Origin of the sequence: Roseovarius salincola, assembly GCF_026891095.1 — a bacterium.
In the GTDB taxonomy this organism is placed as follows: domain Bacteria; phylum Pseudomonadota; class Alphaproteobacteria; order Rhodobacterales; family Rhodobacteraceae; genus Roseovarius; species Roseovarius salincola.
The window spans coordinates 260124-280153 of record NZ_JAPTNL010000001.1; the positions used below are offsets into that span (position 1 = coordinate 260124).

The 20030-nt window shown below is 62.9% G+C and carries 17 protein-coding genes; 8 read left to right on the forward strand and 9 right to left on the reverse strand.

From position 1 onward, the window contains the following. Positions 1–290 precede the first annotated feature (290 nt). Positions 291–2996, forward strand: a complete 2706-nt coding sequence (locus N5A93_RS01255) for an Rne/Rng family ribonuclease (RefSeq protein ID WP_268953236.1) — start codon at positions 291–293, stop codon at positions 2994–2996. Between the two features lie 61 nt (positions 2997–3057). Here the strand turns inward: N5A93_RS01255 and N5A93_RS01260 are convergent, their stop codons facing one another. Then, on the reverse strand, positions 3058–3288 hold the full coding sequence (locus N5A93_RS01260) for a sulfurtransferase TusA family protein (RefSeq protein ID WP_268953237.1): 231 nt from the start codon (positions 3286–3288) through the stop codon (positions 3058–3060). A gap of 92 nt (positions 3289–3380) precedes the next feature. On the opposite strand from N5A93_RS01260, the gene N5A93_RS01265 reads away from it, so the two are divergent. The 3 genes from N5A93_RS01265 (at position 3381) to N5A93_RS01275 (ending at position 6799) form a co-directional block, all read left to right on the forward strand. Continuing rightward, positions 3381–4142 carry a cytochrome c biogenesis CcdA family protein gene (locus tag N5A93_RS01265; RefSeq protein ID WP_268953238.1) on the forward strand — a complete coding sequence of 254 codons (762 nt, stop codon included), beginning with the start codon at positions 3381–3383 and terminating at the stop codon, positions 4140–4142. Between the two features lie 69 nt (positions 4143–4211). Then, the gene (locus N5A93_RS01270; RefSeq protein ID WP_268953239.1) at positions 4212–5423 is read left to right on the forward strand and encodes a hypothetical protein; all 1212 of its coding nucleotides are present in this window, start codon (positions 4212–4214) and stop codon (positions 5421–5423) included. Beyond that, positions 5420–6799 (forward strand): cytochrome P450, encoded by a 1380-nt coding sequence (locus N5A93_RS01275; protein ID WP_268953240.1) that lies wholly within the window; start codon positions 5420–5422, stop codon positions 6797–6799. The genes N5A93_RS01270 and N5A93_RS01275 overlap by 4 nt, the downstream gene beginning before the upstream one ends. A gap of 12 nt (positions 6800–6811) precedes the next feature. Here N5A93_RS01275 and N5A93_RS01280 read toward each other — a convergent pair whose 3' ends face one another. Continuing rightward, positions 6812–7024 carry a hypothetical protein gene (locus N5A93_RS01280; RefSeq protein ID WP_268953241.1) on the reverse strand — a complete coding sequence of 71 codons (213 nt, stop codon included), beginning with the start codon at positions 7022–7024 and terminating at the stop codon, positions 6812–6814. Further along, complete coding sequence (locus N5A93_RS01285; RefSeq protein WP_268953242.1) at positions 7021–8181, reverse strand: aromatic ring-hydroxylating oxygenase subunit alpha; 1161 nt, start codon at positions 8179–8181, stop codon at positions 7021–7023. The genes N5A93_RS01280 and N5A93_RS01285 overlap by 4 nt, the downstream gene beginning before the upstream one ends. Positions 8182–8686: 505 nt before the next feature. On the opposite strand from N5A93_RS01285, the gene N5A93_RS01290 reads away from it, so the two are divergent. Beyond that, on the forward strand, positions 8687–9034 hold the full coding sequence (locus tag N5A93_RS01290) for a hypothetical protein (RefSeq protein ID WP_268953243.1): 348 nt from the start codon (positions 8687–8689) through the stop codon (positions 9032–9034). A 59-nt stretch (positions 9035–9093) separates the two neighbouring features. On the opposite strand, the gene ilvN is transcribed toward N5A93_RS01290, so the two are convergent. From ilvN to N5A93_RS01310, 4 genes are all read right to left on the reverse strand, one after another. Next, the gene (gene ilvN / locus N5A93_RS01295; RefSeq protein WP_268953244.1) at positions 9094–9666 is read right to left on the reverse strand and encodes an acetolactate synthase small subunit; all 573 of its coding nucleotides are present in this window, start codon (positions 9664–9666) and stop codon (positions 9094–9096) included. Between the two features lie 81 nt (positions 9667–9747). Further along, positions 9748–11502, reverse strand: coding sequence for an acetolactate synthase 3 large subunit (locus N5A93_RS01300; RefSeq protein ID WP_268953245.1), 1755 nt, complete (start codon positions 11500–11502; stop codon positions 9748–9750). Positions 11503–11799: 297 nt separating this feature from the next. Continuing rightward, the gene (locus tag N5A93_RS01305; protein ID WP_268953246.1) at positions 11800–12456 is read right to left on the reverse strand and encodes a response regulator transcription factor; all 657 of its coding nucleotides are present in this window, start codon (positions 12454–12456) and stop codon (positions 11800–11802) included. Next, positions 12453–13853: a cache domain-containing protein gene (locus N5A93_RS01310; RefSeq protein WP_268953495.1), complete on the reverse strand. Its 1401-nt coding sequence runs from the start codon at positions 13851–13853 to the stop codon at positions 12453–12455. The genes N5A93_RS01305 and N5A93_RS01310 overlap by 4 nt, the downstream gene beginning before the upstream one ends. A gap of 253 nt (positions 13854–14106) precedes the next feature. On the opposite strand from N5A93_RS01310, the gene N5A93_RS01315 reads away from it, so the two are divergent. The 3 genes from N5A93_RS01315 to N5A93_RS01325 all read left to right on the forward strand — a co-directional run bounded on the left by N5A93_RS01315 (position 14107) and on the right by N5A93_RS01325 (position 18635). Beyond that, positions 14107–15195: a TRAP transporter substrate-binding protein gene (locus N5A93_RS01315; protein WP_268953247.1), complete on the forward strand. Its 1089-nt coding sequence runs from the start codon at positions 14107–14109 to the stop codon at positions 15193–15195. Positions 15196–15330: 135 nt separating this feature from the next. Next, entirely contained in the window at positions 15331–16266 is a 936-nt protein-coding gene (locus N5A93_RS01320; RefSeq protein ID WP_268953248.1) for a TRAP transporter small permease subunit, read from the forward strand. A gap of 14 nt (positions 16267–16280) precedes the next feature. Further along, positions 16281–18635 carry a TRAP transporter large permease subunit gene (locus N5A93_RS01325; RefSeq protein WP_268953249.1) on the forward strand — a complete coding sequence of 785 codons (2355 nt, stop codon included), beginning with the start codon at positions 16281–16283 and terminating at the stop codon, positions 18633–18635. A gap of 28 nt (positions 18636–18663) precedes the next feature. Here N5A93_RS01325 and N5A93_RS01330 read toward each other — a convergent pair whose 3' ends face one another. Both N5A93_RS01330 and N5A93_RS01335 read right to left on the reverse strand, forming a co-directional pair. After that, positions 18664–19848 carry a vWA domain-containing protein gene (locus N5A93_RS01330; RefSeq protein ID WP_268953250.1) on the reverse strand — a complete coding sequence of 395 codons (1185 nt, stop codon included), beginning with the start codon at positions 19846–19848 and terminating at the stop codon, positions 18664–18666. A 10-nt stretch (positions 19849–19858) separates the two neighbouring features. Continuing rightward, entirely contained in the window at positions 19859–20026 is a 168-nt protein-coding gene (locus tag N5A93_RS01335) for a hypothetical protein (RefSeq protein ID WP_268953251.1), read from the reverse strand. Between the last annotated feature and the right edge of the window lie 4 nt (positions 20027–20030).

Genomic DNA, 20030 nt, shown 5'->3' on the forward strand with positions numbered 1-20030 from the left:
GCCGAGCGGGTCGACGATGATCCGCAGCCTTCGACAGACCGATCAGGCCTCGCTTCGAGGGGCCGCATATATGCCTGCCCCGGCTGAATCCCGGTCCGGCAGGCCAGAGTAGGCCCCCACAGGGGCCGGAGACCAAGAACCGCGATGCAACGCGCACAACTGACATACCACAGAGCAGGGCCATTAACAGGCGCTCTTGGCTGTGCGACCGTCATCGCCCCCAACTTATACCCGCCGCAGACAGCCGCCCCGCCGGGGTGCGCCGCCTTGCCGCGGAGCAAACGGACATCATGGCCAAGAAAATGCTTATCGACGCCACCCACGCGGAGGAAACCCGCGTCGTGGTGGTGGATGGAAACAAGGTCGAGGAATTCGACTTCGAATCCGAAAATAAACGGCAGATCGCCGGAAATATCTATCTTGCAAAGGTAACACGGGTCGAACCGTCGCTTCAGGCGGCGTTTGTCGACTACGGCGGAAACCGCCACGGGTTCCTGGCTTTCTCGGAAATCCACCCGGATTACTATCAGATCCCGGTGGCCGACCGCGAGAAGCTGCTCGAGGAAGAACGCGCCTATGCCGAGGAGTTGCGCGCACGCGACGACGACGAGGAAAAGCCCAAATCCAAGCCCCGGCGCTCGCGTTCGCGTAGCAAGGCCGCGAAGGTCGCCGACAAGGATGCCGTGCTGACGGACGAGGATGGCAACGCCGGTGATATCGCCGGGATGGAGACCATCGACCTTGACGAAACCGTGCCCGAGGGCACCTCGCCGATGGAAACCGTGGCCGAGACCCCGGTCGAGGAACCCAACGAGCAGGATAACGGGAATGGCAATGGCGACCATGGCGGCCATGACCACGACGACGAGGAGCGCCGCTCGGACGCCACGGCGAAGGACGATTCGATTGAATCCGTCGCCGATGACGATGACCACGAGGATATCCGCCCCGCCCGCAAGGCGCGGCCGCGCAAATACAAGATCCAGGAAGTCGTCAAGGTGCGCCAGATCCTGCTGGTGCAGGTGGTCAAGGAAGAGCGCGGAAACAAGGGCGCGGCGCTGACGACGTATCTGTCGCTGGCCGGTCGCTATTGCGTGCTGATGCCCAACACGGCGCGCGGGGGCGGGATTTCACGCAAGATCACGAATGCCGTGGACCGCAAGAAGCTCAAGGAGATCGCCACCGAGATCGACGTCCCCCAGGGCGCGGGCCTGATCGTGCGCACGGCGGGCGCCAAGCGCACCAAGTCGGAAATCAAGCGCGATTACGAATATCTTCAGCGCCTCTGGGAGCAGATCCGGGAGCTGACGCTGAAATCCATCGCCCCGGCGAAGATCTATGAAGAGGGCGACCTGATCAAACGCTCGATCCGCGATCTTTACAACCGCGAGATCGACGAGGTTCTGGTTGAGGGCGAGGCGGGTTACCGCATCGCCAAGGACTTCATGAAGATGATCATGCCGTCCCACGCCAAGAACGTGAAGCATTACGCCGATGCGATGCCGCTTTTCGCGCGCTTCCAGGTGGAAAGTTACCTGAGTTCAATGTTCAATCCGACGGTTCAGCTGAAATCCGGCGGGTATATCGTGATCGGCGTCACCGAGGCGCTTGTCGCCATCGACGTCAACTCGGGGCGCGCGACCAAGGAAGGCTCGATCGAGGAAACCGCGCTCAAGACCAACCTCGAGGCCGCCGAAGAGGTGGCCCGCCAGCTGCGGCTGCGCGACCTGGCCGGCCTGATCGTGATCGACTTCATCGACATGGACGAGCGGCGCAACAATGCCGCGGTCGAAAAGCGGTTCAAGGACAAGCTGAAATCGGATCGTGCGCGTATCCAGGTGGGGCGCATCTCGGGCTTTGGCCTGATGGAGATGTCGCGCCAGCGCCTGCGTCCAGGCATGATCGAGGCGACAACCCAGCCTTGCCCGGCCTGTCACGGTACCGGGCTGATCCGTTCGGATGACAACCTTGCGCTGTCGATCCTGCGCCAGATCGAGGAAGAGGGTGTGCGCCGCCGCTCGCGCGAGGTGCTGGTGAAGTGCCCCGTGGCGATTGCGAATTTCCTGATGAACCAGAAGCGCGAGCATGTCGCGCAGATCGAGGCGCGCTACGGTCTGTCGGTGCGGATCGAGGGCGACCCGATGCTGATCAGCCCGGATTTCGCCATCGAGAAGTTCAAGACCGCCACGCGCAGCGTGCCCGAGGCGACCGCACCGGTCGTGTCGGTGGACAGCTCGCTCATGGATGATGTCGAAGAGGCGAGCGAACTCGAAGCGGTTGCCGAAACCGCGAGCGAAGAGCAACCCGCAGCCGAGAACGGCCAGCAGGAGAACGGCGAGGGCCGTCCCAAGAAGCGCCGTCGCCGTCGCCGCCGCTCGAAGTCCAAGGGCAACGGGGGCGAGGCGCAAGCCAACGAGTCCAATGGCGAACAGCAGGACGACCAGCCCCGCCACGAGCCCGAGGCGGCGCAAGCCGAGGCCGCGGCAGATGTGCCCGCAGCCGAGGCCGAAAAGCCGAAATCGCGTTCAAGATCGGATTCGGGCAGCCGCAAGCGCCCGCCTGTGTCGCGCAGGAAGAAAAGCGATGTGGAGGAGCCGGTGGCGGATGCTGCTGCGCAACCCGTGGCCGAACCTGTCTCCGAGGCTGTGAGCGAGGACGCGGGCGCACCCGCCGAGGCCGAAGCGGCGCCCAAGCCCAAGCGTAAGCCGCGCGCCCGCAAGGCTCCGGCGGCCAAAGCTGCCGAAGCCGCGCCCGAGGCCGAAGCGGATACGGCTGCGCAAACGCAGAGTGAAGCGGCCAGTGCCGAAGCGGCTCAGGCGCCCGAGCCGGCAGCCAAGAAGCCGCGCAGCCGCAAGAAGCCCGCGGCCAAGCCGGCCAAGGCCGAAGAGGCTCAGGAGGGCGAAAAGGCCCCGGCGATGGCCGAGGCCGCGCCCGAAGAGAAACCGCAAGCCGACGAAAAGCCCAAACGGCGCGGCTGGTGGTCGATCGGACGCTGACTCGCAGGACAATACTGCAAGGCGCCGTGCGGTCATTCGCGCGGCGTTTTGCGTTTCAGGATCAGGTCTTGCGCACGAGATAGGTCCGGGTACTGCCCTGTTCGCTGACCGAGATCAGCTCATGCCCGGATTCGGCGCAGAAATGCGGGACGTCGATCACCGCCGCCGGGTCGTCGGCCAGCAGTTCGATACATTGCCCTGCGGCCAGCGGTTGCAGCCGTTTGCGCAGCTTGAGAACCGGAAGCGGGCACAGAAGCCCCGTGGCGTCGATATGGTCGCTGATATCGTCCATGGCTGCGACATAGTCGCCTTGTTTCAGCCTGTCCACAAGGATGTGACAACGCGTTGCGTGACGCCGCCCGCAAGATGGATTATGCGAGGCTCATGTTCGGATTTGAAATCATAGACGCGGCCCTGATTCCCGCCATGGCGATTGCGCTGATGGCCGGGGTGATCTCGTTTCTCAGCCCCTGCGTTCTGCCCATCGTGCCGCCCTATCTGGCCTATATGAGCGGTGTCGCCATGAGCGACCTGACCGAGACCGAAGACGGCGCGCGCCCGCGGGCCAGCGCATTGGTTCCGGCGCTGTTCTTCGTCCTGGGGCTGTCGACGGTGTTCCTGTTCCTTGGCTTCACCGCATCGGCTATCGGCACGCTGTTCCTGCAATATCAGGATTGGTTCAACACGATTGCCGGGGTGATCGTGATGATCTTCGGCGCGCATTTCGTGGGGGTCTACCGGATCGGTTTCCTTGACCGCGAGGCGCGCATGGATGTGGGCGACCGGGGCGGGTCGTCGTTCGGGGCCTATGTTCTGGGCCTTGCCTTCGCCTTTGGCTGGACGCCCTGCATCGGTCCGCAACTGGGGGCTATCCTGTCGCTGGCGGCGAGCGAGGCCAATGTGGCGCGGGGCACGCTGTTGCTGGCCGTCTATGCCATCGGGCTTGGCGTGCCCTTCCTGCTGGTGGCGGCGTTCCTGCCGCGCATGGGGGGGGTCATGGGCTGGATGAAGCGCCATATGGAGCGCATTGAACGGGTCATGGGCCTTCTGCTGTGGACCATCGGCTTGCTCATGCTGACCGGCGGCTTCTCGGCGTTTTCCTTCTGGTTGCTCGAGACGTTCCCGGCGCTGGCGGTGCTGGGTTAGGGCTTACGCTGGCGGCATGCCTGCGCTAGACTCCGGCCAACGCGCGCCAGAGACGTGAGGTAGGACAGTTTGGCCAGTTCGAGGGTTCAGCGCAGGCGCGTCTTTTACATTCCCGGATATGATCCGATCCATCCGCGCCGCTATCGCGAGCTGTATCGCAAGGAAGGCGCGGCGCAGGCGGCACTGTCGGATTACCGGCTGACGCTCTCGCCCAAGGGTGGGGACGGGCGCTACGGCTGGCAGGTCGATGCGGCGATCGGGGGGCAAGAAACGCATAGCGATTTCGAAGTGCTGGTCTGGTCCGATATCGTGCGCGACAGCATGGATCAGGGCGTTCCTGGCACCTATCTGCTGCTGGCGCGCACGGCTTGGGTCTATATCGCCTCGGGCACGCTGTTCCGGCTGATGCGGTTGCGCAAGGGGCCGCTGATTGCGGCGCTTTATCCGGTGGGTTTCCTGTTGCTTCAACTGATGCTGGCGCTGTTGCTGGCCTGGGGGCTGGGGCGGCTTTTGGCGCTGCTGCATCCCTGGCTGGCCTGGGCGGGGCTTGTGGTGGTGCCCTTCGTGCTGGAATGGTTCCGGCGCAAGGATAACCGCTTTTTCGTCTATTACCTCATGCACGACTATGCCTATTCGGCGCGTCACCGAGGTGCAAACCCGCCCGAGCTTGAGGCCCGAATGGCCGAATTCGGTGACGAGATCGCCGCCGCGCTGGCTGACAAGACGCTCGACGAGGTGCTGGTCGTGGGCCATTCATCGGGGGCGCATCTGGCGGTGTCGGTGCTGGCGCAGCTCTTGCGCGACGGGCGCGGGCCTGGGCAGGGACAGGACACCCCTGTGCTCGCGTTCCTGTCGCTGGGACAGGTGGTGCCGATGGTGTCATTCCTGCCCGACGCGCATGATCTGCGGCGCGATTTGCGTTACCTGAGCGCGTGCGACGCGCTGACATGGGTCGATGTGACCGCGCCGGGCGATGGCTGCGCCTTTGCGCTTTGCGACCCGGTCAGCGTCAGCGGAGTCGCACCCGAGGACAAGCGCTGGCCGCTGGTTCTGTCGGCGGCCTTTACACAGACACTGAGCCCCGAGCGTTGGCGCGCGCTGCGGTGGCGGTTCTTCCGGCTGCATTTTCAGTATATGTCCGCCTTTGATTGTCCGGGCGATTACGATTATTTCCAGATCACCGCCGGTCCACAAACGCTGGGGGCGCGTTACGGCGCGCGGACGGCCTCGCCCAGCCGGATCGAGACGCCGCTATCGGGCTATCGTGGAGTCTCGCCATGAGGCAGCCGCCCAAACCGCAGGCGCGCGCCGGACGCGTGTCGCTTTGGCGTTATGCGCGGCTGTTTCGCGCGGACCTTCTGTCGGCGCAGCCCGCGCGGCTCTATCGCGCCTGGATGGCTGAATTCCGCACGCCGTTCTTTCGCTCGTTCCTGTGCAATCAGCCCGAGCTGGTCGATCTGGTGCTAAAGGAACGGCCCGACGATTTCCCGAAATCCGACCGCATCCGCGAGGGGCTGGCGCCTCTGCTGGGCAATTCGGTTTTCGTGACCAATGGCGAGACATGGAAGCGCCAGCGCCGCATCATCGACCCGGCCTTCGAGGGCGGGCGGTTGCGAGACGTGTTTCCTGCCATGCTGGAAGCGGGGCAAGGCGCGGTGACGAGGCTGGGGGAGGTGGCCGCGCAGGGTGATGCGCCTGTCGAGATCGAGGCACAGACAAGCCATGTGACGGCGGATGTGATCTTTCGCACGCTGTTTTCGATCCCGATCGAAAACGAGGTCGCGGCGCAGGTCTTCGAGAAGTTCCGCGAACATCAGCGCGCACAACCGGTGCTGAACCTTGGGGCGCTGTTGCCGCTGCCGCGCTGGTTCCCGCGCTTCCATCGGCGCCGCGCAAAGGAAACCGCCGCCGCGATCCGGGCGCTGATCACCGGCTTGACGGCGACGCGCAAGACCGAGATCGAGGCGGGCACGGCGCCCGACGATCTGGCGACAAAGATCATGACCACGCCCGATCCGGTGACGGGCGCGCTGTTCGATACCGAAGAGATGGTCGATCAGGTGGCGATCTTCTTTCTGGCGGGGCATGAGACCAGCGCCTCGGCGCTGGCATGGGGGCTTTACCTTCTGGCGCTTTATCCCGAATGGCAGGACATGCTGGCCGAGGAGGCGCAGGCTGTCATGCCCGATGGCGCGCCCGGTTTTGGCGATATCGCGCGCCTGACACTGACCCGCGACGTATTCCGTGAGACGTTGCGGCTATATCCGCCGGTGCCGATGATGGTGCGCGAGGCGACGCAGCCCGAGCGGTTCCGCGACCGCGACGTGCCAAAGGGTGCGCAGATCGTTCTGAGCCCATGGCATCAGCACCGCCACGAGAGACTTTGGGACGACCCCGACGCCTTTGATCCGGCGCGTTTTGCCACGCCCAACGGGCGGGCGGGGCTGCGGCAGGCCTTCATGCCGTTTTCCGCCGGGCAAAGGGTCTGCACGGGGGCGGGGTTCGCGATGATCGAAGGTGTGTTGCTGCTGGCGATGCTGGTGCGCGCGTTTCGCTTCGAGCCCGTGCCCGAGCGCCCGGCCATGCCGGTCGCGCATCTGACCGTGCGCGGCAAGGACGGGATCTGGCTGCGGATCACGCCGCGCGCGGCGCCCTGACAAGGCTTGGCGTCAGCTTTCGCGCCCCTGTGCCTTGAGGCGGGCATGCAGGGTGTTTGCCTCGGCGGCGCCGGCCTCGAGCGCGAAGATATAGGCATGCGTCAGGAAAAAGCAGGACGCATCCCGGTCATTCACGCTGTCGGCGGCCTCGCTGTAAAGCTTGATCAGCGCCATTCGGTCCTGTGCGGCGTGGGCGCTGATCATGCGGTCGTCGAGATCCTTCATTGCGCGGCCTTGGCGCTGGCGCGGTGAATGCCGATCTTGCCGGCGACCCAGTCGTGAAAGCAATGGGTCGGGCTGTCCATCACCGGCGAGAACCGCCCGCCGTCGAAACGGTTGGCATGGCGGCCGCGCTGCATCCCTTCGACGACGAAGATGTCCTCCTCGAACACGGTTTTCCAAAGCTGGGAGTTGCGCATGCGCAGCCCCTCGTCGCTGTCGGGCACGGCGTAATAGAGATGGACATGTTCCACCGTGCGCTCGCATCCGCGCGGTTCGAGGATGATGGCGAAGGCGTGGTCGCGATGCGTGCCCAGAAGGACATTGGGGTAAACGGCGATATATTCCGCCTGTTCGTTCCACTTGGCGCCGACATCGGCGAAATCGGGGAAACGCTCGTCGTTTTCGTTGGTAAGCTGGCGATAGACCATCGTGCCCTGGCCGGAATACTGGCCCGGTTTCTCGATATGGTAGTGATCTTCCAGCTTGGAATAGCTGTTGAGGCCGGGATGGACCCAAGGCAGGTGATAGCTTTCGCAGTAATTTTCGACCGCGAGTTTCCAGTTGCTGGCCACCTCGAGCGTAAAGCGGCTGTCATGCCCGCCGTGATAGAGCGGCAGGTCGAATTCCCGCCAGCGTTCGATCACATCGGCCATGGCATCGGCGAAATCGGGGGCGTCGCCCGAGACGTTGATCCAGACCACATCGCGCCAGACATGGCTGCGGATCTCGATCAGGCCCAGCTCTTCGCGCCGGATCGACGGGTGGGTGTTGTGGCCGGGGCCGCCCACATGCGGGGTGGCCACAAGGTTGCCCTTGGTCGAATAGCACCAGGAATGATAGGGGCAGCGGATCGCCCCTTCGATCTTGCGGGGCTGTTCGACAAGGATCATGCCGCGATGGCGGCAGATGTTCTGGAACACCCGGACCGCGCCGTCGTTGTCGCGGATCAGCAATAGCGGCATCCCGAGGAAATCGAGCGGCACCGCATCACCCGGTTCGGGCACGTCCGCGGCCACCGCCAACCCCGCCCATTGCGAGAACAGCAGGGCCTCTTTTTCCTCGTTGAAGATTGCCGCGTCGATGTAATGGGCATTGGGCAGCCCATTGGCGCGTTCGACGCTACTGCGGACGTTGGACAGATCGGTGACGTGCTCAATCATGACTGGTCTCCTGATGTAAGGATACCCATTGCAAAGCAGGAAACCGCCCGATCCAACCGACGAATCGCGACCCGGTTTTCCTCAAGGCGACAGAATCTGCGGAATTCCTCGGATTCTTGCAGAATCGGAAGATGGAGCGACGGAATGTCATCTTCGCCCACGAGCCCGCTTTGGCGCGCTATGTGCCTTGCTGAGGTAGGGCAGGTTCTGCCCGAACACCGCGCAGTTCCGCGGGCTCGGGGCGGATGGGGTCTCATGATCAATGGCACGGTTCATCAGGCACATGTTCCGTGGAGCGGAACGATCTGACAGGTCGCCAAGAAATGCCAAAGCACAACTCTAGAGGTAAATATTGTTTGCTGTTAGCATCGCAGGGTTGTGACGCGAAATCGAATCAAATTCCGATTCTCGTGACCCCAGTTGTCACGTTGTGTCAGTGTGCAAGGCGTGGCCATTTGAAAGGTAAGGACGCGCCTTCTTTGTGAGGTATGTCAAGGGGTATGATATGTATGGCGTAGTATTATGGTCTGATCGTCGGCTCAAGACAGCGGTCATCTGGTGCGAGGATCATGGCGATCTCGCGTTACTGGCACCTGAAGACGACGGGCTTGTTGAAGCTGATATCGCGCATGGCGACGTGATTGCATTCGAACTTGATCCCGAGAGCGCGTTTCGACGGGCGCGCAATGCCCGCATCGTCGACAGCCAGGCCTATCCGTTGTTGGCCCGCTCGCTGACAGACCGCATGGAAACGCAGCAGTCTTGCATGAATGAACGCGAGCCGAGTGGCAGCGCCGCTCCGGAACTGTCTAATGTCATTTCGTTTGCGACGCGCAGCGGAGCGCAGGCCTGACAGCGGAGGCGCCGGACCGCGCGATCGACGGGTCGGGTGCACCGTCCGGCTGAACGGGGTCAGCTGTCTTCGAGGCGGCCACGGGGCAGGGCGGCAACACCGGTGCGCGCGATCTCGTTGAGGCCCAGCGGGCGCATCAGATCGGCGAAGGCGTCGATCTTCTCAGGGGTGCCGGTCAGCTCGAAAACGAAGCTGTCAAGCGTGCTGTCCACGACGCTGGCGCGAAAGATATCCGCCAGGCGCAGCGCCTCGACACGTTTGTCGCCGCTGCCCTGCACCTTGAGCAAGGCCAGTTCGCGTTCGACCGAGCGGCCTTCGGCGGTAAGGTCATGCACCTCGTGAACCGGCACGATCCGCCCCAGTTGCGCCTTGATCTGTTCGATCACCTGCGGGGTGCCGGTGGTGACGATGGTGATGCGGCTCATATGGCCGGTATGGTCCACCTCGGCCACGGTGAGGCTGTCGATATTGTAACCCCGCCCCGAGAACAGCCCGATCACGCGCGCCAGAACGCCCGGTTCGTTGTCGACGATCACCGCCAGCGTATGGGATTCCACCTCGTCCGAGAATTGCGGCCGCAGGTTATAGGCCGAATGCTTGGATGAGCCTTTCTTGATTTTCAGAGCCGACATGTGAGTCATTCCTTGTTCTTGTCGCGCATTCAGAAACCGGCGCCCGGCCATGAGGCGGGCGCCAGAGCCGCAGCGCTGGCGTCAAACCAGCACCGCGCCGCCTTCCTTGATGGCGCCCTTGGTGCTGGCCTCGCCCAGAAGCATGCTGTTATGCGGCTCGCCCGACGGGATCATCGGGAAGCAGTTCTCGTGCTTTTCAACGAGGCAGTCGAAGATCACCGGCCCGTCATGATTGATCATTTCCATGATCGCATCATCCAGATCGGCGGGATCCTTGCACAGGATGCCCTTGGCGCCAAAGGCCTCGGCCAGCTTGACGAAATCGGGCAGGGCCTCGGACCAGGAATGCGAATAGCGCTCGCCATGCAGCAATTCCTGCCATTGCCGCACCATGCCGAGGCGCTCGTTATTCATGATGAACTGCTTCACGGGCAGGCGGAACTGCACCGCGGTGCCCATTTCCTGCATGTTCATCAACCACGACGCCTCGCCCGCGACATTGATCACCAGCGCGTCGGGATGCGCCATCTGCACGCCGATCGAGGCCGGGAAACCATATCCCATCGTGCCAAGCCCGCCGCTGGTCATCCAGCGGTTGGGTTCGTTGAAGCCCAGATATTGTGCGGCCCACATCTGATGCTGGCCGACCTCGGTGCAGATATAACGGTCATAATCCTTGGTCAGCTCTTCGAGCCGTTGCAGCGCGTATTGCGGCTTGATCGCCTTGCCGGTCTGTTTGAAGGCGAGGCAATCGACCTTGCGCCATGCGTCGATCTGCGCCCACCATTTCTGCAAACCCTCGCGGTTCGTCTTGCGGCCGCGCGATTTCCAGACCTTGAGCACGTCTTCGAGCACATGCGCCACGTCCCCGACGATCGGGATGTCGGTCTTGATCACCTTGTTGATCGAGCTGGGATCGATATCGATATGGGCTTTCTTCGAATGTGGGCTGAACGCGTCCACCCGCCCGGTGATCCGGTCATCGAAGCGCGCTCCGATATTGATCATGAGGTCGCAGTCATGCATCGCCATGTTGGCCTCGTAGAGCCCATGCATGCCCAGCATCCCCAGCCATTTGTCGCCATTGGCCGGATAGGCGCCAAGCCCCATCAGGGTCGAGGTGATGGGCACGCCGCTGGCCTCGACCAGCTCGCGCAGAAGCTGGCTGGCGGCGTTGCCCGAGTTGATCACCCCGCCACCGGTATAGAGGATAGGCCGCTCGGCCACTTCCAGCGCCTCGACCAGTTCGGTGATCGCGGCCATGTCGCCCTTGACCTGCGGCTGGTAATGCGCGGTGCGCGCCTTTTGCGGCGGCACGTAATCGGCGCTGGCGAACTGCACGTCCTTGGGCAGGTCCACCAGCACCGGGCCGGGACGGCCCGAGGTCGCCACGTGAAAGGCCTGATGGATCGTGTCCGCCAGGTTCTTCGTGTCACTGACCAGCCAGTTATGCTTGGTGCAGGGGCGGGTGATGCCGACGGTATCGGCCTCCTGAAAGGCGTCGTTGCCGATCATGAAGGTCGGGACCTGGCCGGACAGAACGACGATCGGAATCGAATCCATCAGCGCGTCGGTCAGCCCGGTCACCGCGTTGGTTGCACCGGGTCCCGAGGTGACAAGCGCCACGCCGGGCCGCCCGGTCGAGCGGGCATAGCCCTCGGCGGCGTGAACCGCCCCCTGTTCGTGACGCACCAGGACGTGACGGATGTCATTCTGCTGAAAGATCTCGTCATAAATCGGTAGCACCGCGCCGCCGGGGTATCCGAATACGACGTCCACGCCCTGATCCTTGAGGGCCTGAACCACCATTTTCGCTCCGGTCATCTGACGTGTCATCGCATTGCTCCGTTCATGACGTCATTCATTGTTTCACGCACAAAAAAGCCCCCGAATTGGCGGGGGCGCATGGGGTACCGTTATGGTGTCCGTTACCGGCCCATGCGCCATTTTCCTACAATGCCTACAAGCGTTGCCATTCGAGGCGACTCCTATGCTGCGTGCGCGGGACATTAGGTCGGGGGGCTGGGGGCGTCAACCGCAATTCGGCGAAAACATGTCGCGGGCCGGGGGTGAATCTTTGCATTTGTTGCGCAAGATGCCCGTCACGCCGTAATCGGCCAACTTTAACGGCTGTCAGAGGCTGACGCGGGTGCCGCCCTGAAGGACGCCATGTTCCAGCGCATACCGGGTCAGACCGGCGGTGGAACTGATGCCCAGTTTGCGCTTGAGGTTCTTGCGATGGGTTTCCACCGTGCGCACCGAGATATCCAGCGCGGCGGCGACCTCGCGGTTGGAGCGCCCCTGCGCCAGTTGCAACAGGATTGTCTGTTCGCGGTTGGTCAATTGTTCGCGAGCCGGGTCCTGATAGGGTTCAAGCGAACCCCGCGCGCCGGTGCACAGATAACGCTGACCGGACATCACCGCGTCGATGGCGCGTTTGATCTCGTCTGTGGGCACGTCCTTGAGCACATATCCCACCGCACCGTGGCTGAGCGCCGAGGAGATATATTCGGGGCTGTCATGCATTGACAGGATCAGGATGCGCGTTTCGGGGCGGCGTTCCAGGATGATCTCGGTTGTCGAAAGCCCGCCGATCCCCGGCATGTTGAGATCGAGCAGGATCACGTCGGGGGCCAGGGTTTCCACCTGTTCGATGATATCGGTACCATTTGCCAGCGTCGCGATGACCTCGACATCATCGTAGCTTTCAAGGATCGCCTGGATGCCTTCGGCGATCATGGGGTGATCGTCGACCACGGCGATACGGATCAGTGCGGGGCGATTGCTCATGCGTTGGCCTTCGTGTTCGAATCGGAGCGGTCTTCTGGCGGCAGAAGATGCGTCAAGGGGACGGTGGCTTCAATCACCGTGCCGCTATTGGCCGAGAGAATCCGCAAGCTGCCGTCCAGTTGCTCGACCCGTTCCTGCATGTTGCGCAGGCCCAGGCCCGCGCCGGTCGAGGGCGCGCTGCGGGTGGCTTCGATCCCCTGGCCGTCATCGGTGATGCGCAGGGTGGCGCCGCGGCTGTGACCGCGCAGGGCGATGGACACGGTGCTGGCGCGCGAATGGCGCTCGATATTGGTCAGCGCCTCCTGGGCGACGCGGTAAAGCGCGATCTTGGCCTCGTCGTCCAGCCGGTTGCGGAACACCACGGTGTCAAATTCGGTGGCAACCCCGGTGCGCTGACCGAAATCCTCGATCAGGGCCTTGAGCGCGGGGCCAAGCCCCAGATCGTCCAGCGCGCCGGGGCGCAGATCACGGCTGATGCGGCGGACCTCGTTGATCGCGCCGGACAGATGCGAGATGCCGCGATCCAGGTCGCCTTGTGCGCGCGCATCGCCGCTGACCAGGCGCCGCTTGGCGATATCCAGCGCATAGCGCACGCCGACCAGGATCTGGCTGATCCCGTCATGCAATTCGCGCGCGACGCGGCCGCGCTCCTCCTCCTGGGCGTCAAAGACGCGCTGCGTCAGCTTCTTGAGCTTGGCATCGGCCAGGCGGCGCTCGCGGATGGTGATCAACAGCCCGCTGCCAAAGACCAGAAGCAGCGCTGCCAGCGTGATCGCCCCTATATAAAGGAACGTGCGCTCGACGCGGGCCTCGACCTGATCGCGCGCGGCGGCGACCGTGGCCAGCACGTCATCCACGAACACCCCGGTTCCCACGGCCCACCGCCAATCCTGAAAGCCGATCACATAGGTGATCATGCGCGCGATTTCCCCGGTCGAGGGCTTGGGCCAGTCATAGCTGTGATAGCCCCCGCCCGAACGCGCGAGGCGGATCAGTTCGTCGGTGATGGCGATCCCGTTGGGGTCCGTGAGCCCGCGCCAGTTGGCGCCGATCAGATCGGTTTCGCGCGGGCTGACAAGGTTGTTGCCAGCGTAGTCATAGACGAAAAAATATCCGTCCTGCCCATAGAGCATCGCCGAAAGCGTCTGAGTGACCAGAAGCTTGGCTGCCTCGTCATCGGGCGCGGCGCGGCCATAGACATTGATCACGGCATTGCGCGCTATCGAGATGTAGTTCTTCAGCTCGGCGCGCTTGGCCTCGATCAGCTGGCGTTCAAGCTGATGGATTTCGCGCTCGGCCAGCTGGCGGGATTGAAGCGTCACCAGCACCGAGACCAGCACCGCGGCGGCCAGAAAGGGCAGGGCGGTGATCAGAAATAGTTTCTGCCCGTAATTCAGCCGCTGGCCAAAGCGCCAGCCGCCCGCGCCGCCGCGCAACGGGTAGATGTTGCGCAGCTGCGCCTTGGCAGCGCGCCGGAATGGCCAGCGCTGCGCGCTTTCGCCGCCGTTTTCGCGCCCCTTGGGGCCGTTTCTACGCAAAAGTAGGTATTTCCAACGGCTTTGCGTCACTGTAGCGTCCTGTCACTCGGAATGATCCAGCTGGCGGGCAGTCTGCCCGCTATGGATGTATGTTGTAATGGGAGGATAACACATGGACCGTCGTTCATTCTTGAAGAATTCCGCTCTGGGCGGATCGGCAGCGGCCGCGACGGCGCTGGCGGCACCTGCATATGCACAGGGCAAACGCACGCTGACGCTCGTCACCACCTGGGGCCGTGGGCTGGCGGGTGTGCATGACGCCGCGCAATACTGCGCTGACAACATCACCGCCGCGACCGACGGACAATTGACCGTCGACCTGAAGGCCGGTGGCGAGCTGGTCGGGGCATTCGAGGTGTTCGACGCGGTTTCGGCCGGTCAGGCTGACATCTATCATGGCGTAGACTACTATTTCCTTGGGCAGCACCCGGCACTGGCGTTCTTCTCGAACATCCCGTTCGGTATGACCTTCCAGGAATTCAGCAACTGGTATTATCATGACGGTGGCCGCGAACTTCAGGATCAGGTGTCCGAGATCTTCGGCCTCAAGACATTCGCTGCAGGCAATACCGGCCCGCAATCGGGTGGCTGGTTCAACAAGGAAATCAACTCGCCCGCCGATTTCGAGGGCCTGAAATTCCGCATGCCCGGCCAGGGTGGCGAAGTTCTTGGCCGTCTCGGCGCTTCGGTGCAGAACCTTCCCGGCTCCGAAGTCTACCAGGCGCTGGCGTCGGGTGCGATCGACGGGACCGAGTGGATCGGCCCCTGGGCCGACGAGAAGGCCGGTTTCCAGGAAATCACCAAGACCTATTACACCGCCGGCTTCCATGAATCCGGGCCGAACCTGTCGCTGGCCTTTAACCGCGAGGTGTTCGACTCGTTCACGCCCGCGCAGCAGGCCGCGGTCGAAAATGTCTGCGCGGCCGCGAATATCTGGAGCATGTCGCAGTTCATGGCCAACAACTCGGCGGCGCTCGAGCGTCTGCAGTCGGGTGGCGTCAAGATCATGAAATTCCCCGACGAGGTCTGGGATGCCTTCGGCACCAATTCGGTTGAGGTGGTCCGCCAGCATCTGGACGATCCGCTCTACAAGGAAGTCTATGACAGCTACATGGCGTCGATGAAGAAGTCGGCCGCCTGGATCAGCCGTTCGCAAGGGGCCTATACGGCTCAGCGGAACCGCGTCCTGGAAGCGATGTAATCCACCTGTCGGCAATCTGCGCCCCCGGTCATGCGGCCGGGGGCGCAAGTCTGGACTCTGCTGAAACGGCGCCAATGAAACCACAGCATGTGGGCCGCAGGCGCGAATTCAAGGCAGACTCCGTGCGAGGGGACCATGCAGCAAGATACGAGTATGACGATCCTTGATGTCCTGTCCGCGCTTGGCGGCGGGATCATGGTGTTCTTTCAGAACATCGCCATGGCATTCTACAATCTGGGCTATGCGATCTCGCATCCGGCCCTGTGGCTGAATTGGTCCGACAAGGAAGCGGTGATGCGCTTCGTCTACTATGGCGGATCGGTCGAGTTCTTTTATGTCGTGTTCACCGCATTCCTTGTGGCTACGGGTATCGGCCTGTGGCGCAACAGTGTGATGTGGGCCTATGTGCGCGTGCTCGAAGGCTTCGCGAACACGGTGGGGCGGTTCTTTGCCTGGGCCGGGCTGCTGATGGTGGTGCAACAGATCATTATCGTCTTCGTTCAGCGAATCTTCGCGCGACCCGACATCGTCATCGGGCTGGGAATCCCGATCGATCTGGATATCAGCTGGTGGTCAGAGGAGTTGAAACTTTACAACGCGATGGTTGTCTCACTCTGTGCCACCTACACCTTCGTGCAGGGCTCGCATGTGCGCGTCGATCTGATCTATTCCGCTGTGCGCTTTCGCACCAAGAAGATGATCGACATGTTCGGCTCGCTGTTCTTCATGCTGCCGATGGCGGTGCTGATCTGGCTCTACGGCTGGTTCTTCATGTGGCGGCATCTGATCGTGCCCAAGCCCTCGGCCAGTGAGGGCCTGGACCGGCTGTTGATGAAATCCCGCGCGATGCGCTGGAATGTCGAAACCATCGGCTTCTCGCCCAACGGATTCAACGGCTATTTCCTGTTCAAGGTTCTTCTGGTGGGGTTCGCCGCGATGATTTTCCTTCATGCGATCGCGTTTTTCTACCGCTCCTATCTGGAGTGGAAGGAAGGCGAGGAGAGCGAAAACAGGTATCTCGACAAGGACAATCTTGGCGACGGCGAAGAAGCCTATGAAGGCACGCATTAAAAGGGCAGGACACCATGCTATTCGGACTTGATGGCGTCGAGATCGGGCTAATCATCGTCTTCCTCTGCCTCTTTGGCGGGATTCTTTCGGGCTTTCCGGTGGCCTTTGCCATCGGCGGCGCAGGGGTGATATCCTTTGCGATCATCGCCGCCCTGGACAGTGCCGGACTGCTGATCCATCAAAGTGTCGACACCGCCAGCGACGCCTATCGCGCATTGGTGGCGAGCGGGGTCAAACCCGACGCCATATCGGTGTTCCGATACCCCGACCTGCCCAGGCTGGGTGAATCCGTCTTCCCGCGTGGCTGGGAAGTGGCGCTGGACCGCAATGTCAGTTTCATCGTCAACCGCATCAACGAGCGTGTGTTGGCCGGCCAGTCGATCGAGACCCTGCTGGCCGTGCTGATGTTCGTGATGATGGGTATCACGCTGGAACGCTCGAAGATCGCGAACGACCTGTTGACAACGATGGCGCGTGTGTTCGGGCCACTGCCAGGCGGTCTTGCGGTGTCGGTGGTCGTCGTGGGCGCGTTCCTTGCGGCCTCGACCGGGATCGTGGGCGCTACTGTGGTGACCATGGGCCTCCTGTCGCTGCCCACCATGCTGCGCAACAATTACAGCCCCGAGATCGCGACCGGCGTTATTGCCGCCAGCGGCACGCTGGGGCAAATTATCCCGCCCTCGATCGTGATCGTCCTGCTGGGGACGCTGGCGGGCGATCTTTATGCCACCTCGCAGGAGGCGCGCGCCCAGGCGGCGGGCTGCGGGGATGCGCTGACCTATCTGGGCGAACCTGCTGTGGTATCCGTGGGCACGCTGTTCCAGGCCGCGCTTTTGCCGGGGATCCTGCTGGCGCTGCTCTATGCGCTCTATGCATTTGGCTACGCGCTGTTCAATCCCAAGCGCGCCCCGGCGGTGGAGCTTGGCAGCACCAATGCCGAAGTCATCACCCGCAACGAGGCCTTCACCTGGTTCCTCGGTGTGCCTGTCGCGCTGATCGCCGGGTTGCTATTGCTGGCGCAGGTGGGGATCATCGGCTCTCAAAGCCTCCAGGTCGACACCTTCACCGACCGTGGCGAGGGGGCCGCGCTGCGCACCAATGTGAGCGACGATTGCAAGGCCGCGATGATCGAGTTGCACGGGCAGGCCGCCTGGGACGAGTCGGTCGCGCAGCAACAGGCAATCGACGAGTCAGGCGGAGTGGATGAGAGCCATCGCCTGACCCCCGAGGAAATCGCCGAGCGCGTCGCCGAAAAAGAGGCCAACGCCGCGCCCATCGGCACCGGCGTCGCCACGATACTGCTGCTCTCTGCGCTGGTGCTGGCATTGGCGCGCGGGGTGATGCCGTCGGCGCCGGCCAAACCGCTGCTGATCGGGGCGCTCGGGGTGGTTCTGGCCCTTCTGGCCGATATCCTGCTGATCGCGCCCTCGACCAGTTCGGGCGCGTCGCTGGTGATCCTGGCCATTCCCTATGCGCTGGCGTTCTATGGCTGTGTTCATGCCGCGGGGCGGCTGGCGCAAAACGACATGATCCGCGTGGTCTTTCCGCCGCTCGTTCTGATCGTCGCCGTGCTGGGGTCGATCCTGGGCGGCATCACCAACCCGACACCGGCCGCGGCGCTTGGTGCGGGCGGGGCGATCATGCTGGCGGCCTATCGCCGGCTGAAGGATCTGGACCGTTCCGGCATGGTGATCATCTGGTCCACCTTCGCCATCGTGGTGGCGATCCTGCTGGGCATCAATTTCGATCTGCGGATCTCGCGCGGTGACGTGCCGATGGAAAGCTGGTTCGCCTTCATTGGCGCCTATGCCGCGTATCTCTATGCGGTGTTCGGGCTGCTGTATTCTTGCTGGGTGCTATTCACGGGCGGGATTCTGACGCCTGTCGTGCGCGAAACCGCCAAGGTGACATCGATGGTGTTCACCATCCTGATCGGTTCGCAATTGCTGAACCTCGTGGTGATCTCGTTCGGGGGCGAGCATTACATCCAGCAATTCCTGCGCAGCTTCGACAACGAGTACAAGGTTTTCCTGATCGTGATGCTGGTGCTGTTCATCCTGGGGTTCGTGCTGGATTTCCTGGAGATCATCTACATCGTGATCCCGATCGTCGGGCCGGTGATTTATGGCGGCACCTTCGATCCCAAATGGGTGACGATCATGATCGCGGTGAACCTGCAGACGAGCTTCCTCACGCCACCATTCGGCTTTGCGCTGTTCTATCTGCGAGGGGTCGCGCCCAAGGAGGTCACGACGGGCCATATCTATCGCGGCGTGGTGCCTTTCGTGCTGATTCAGGTGATGGGGCTGGGACTCCTGTGGTTCTTCCCCGGTATCGTCACCATCGTGCCGGCCCTGATCGGAAACTGACACATGCGCGCCTGCGCGGCGCGCGTGCCTAACGCAGCAATTCGCGCATGCCGCGATCAATCCCTTGCAGGGTCATCGGCATCATGCGCCCTTCGAAGATGTCGGCGATCATGCGGGTCGAATGCGTATAGCCCCATTGCCTTTCGGGGACCGGGTTGATCCAGACATGGGCGGGCCATTGCGCGCGGGCGCGCTCCAGCCAGACCTGCCCTGCCTCGGGGTTCCAGTGCTCGTTGGCACCGCCCGGATAGGCGACCTCGTAGGGACTCATGCTGGCGTCGCCCACGAAGATGCATTTGTAATCCGATCCATAGGTGTGCAGCACATCCCATGTCGGTGTCTGCGCATCCCAGCGGCGGTTATTGTCGCGCCACACGCCCTCATAGAGGCAGTTGTGGAAATAGTAGTATTCCAGATGCTTGAATTCGGCGCGCGCGGCGCTGAACAGCTCCTCGACCACCTTGATATGCGGGTCCATCGACCCGCCCACATCGAGAAACAGCAGCACCTTGATGGCGTTGCGCCGCTCGGGGCGGGTCTGCACGTCAAGATAGCCATGTTCGGCGGTGGCGCGGATCGTGCCATCGAGGTCCAGTTCGTCATGCGCCCCGTCGCGCGCCCATTGGCGCAACCGCTTGAGCGCGATCTTGATGTTGCGCGTGCCCAGCTCGACGCTGTCGTCGAGGTTACGGAACTCGCGCTTGTCCCAGACCTTGACGGCGCGCTGGTGGCGCGACTTGTCCTGACCGATGCGCACGCCCTCGGGGTTGTAGCCATGCGCGCCGAAGGGCGAGGTGCCCGCGGTGCCGATCCACTTGTTGCCGCCCTGATGGCGCTTTTGCTGTTCGCGCAGCCGCTCCTTGAGCGTCTCCATCAACTTGTCAAAGCCGCCAAGCGCCTCGATCTCGGCTTTCTCTTCCTCGCTCAGGTGCTTTTCGGCCAGTTTCTCCAGCCAGTCGGCTGGCAGATCGACGGCATCCAGCACATCCTGGGCCGAAAGCGCCTCGAGCCCCTCGAAACTGGCGGCGAAGGCGCGGTCGAAACGGTCGATCATGCGCTCGTCCTTCACCATCGCGCTGCGGGCGAGGTAATAGAATCCCTCCAGATCGTAGGTGACCAGATCGGCGCTCATCGCCTCGAGGAAGGTCAGGTACTCGCGCAGGCTGACCGGAACGCCGGCCTTGCGCAGATTATCGAAGAAGGGCAGGAACATGCGCGCCCCCTCAGATCGAGGAGCGGTGGACGATCAGAGTGATGAACAGACCCGCCAGCGCGAAGACCAGCGCATAGACGAAGGCATATTGCAGGATGTCGGCCAGGCGCCCCTTGCGGCGCTTGGCGATCATTGTGCCGGTGACGGCGCCGAGGATGGCTCCCAGAATGACGATCATTTGC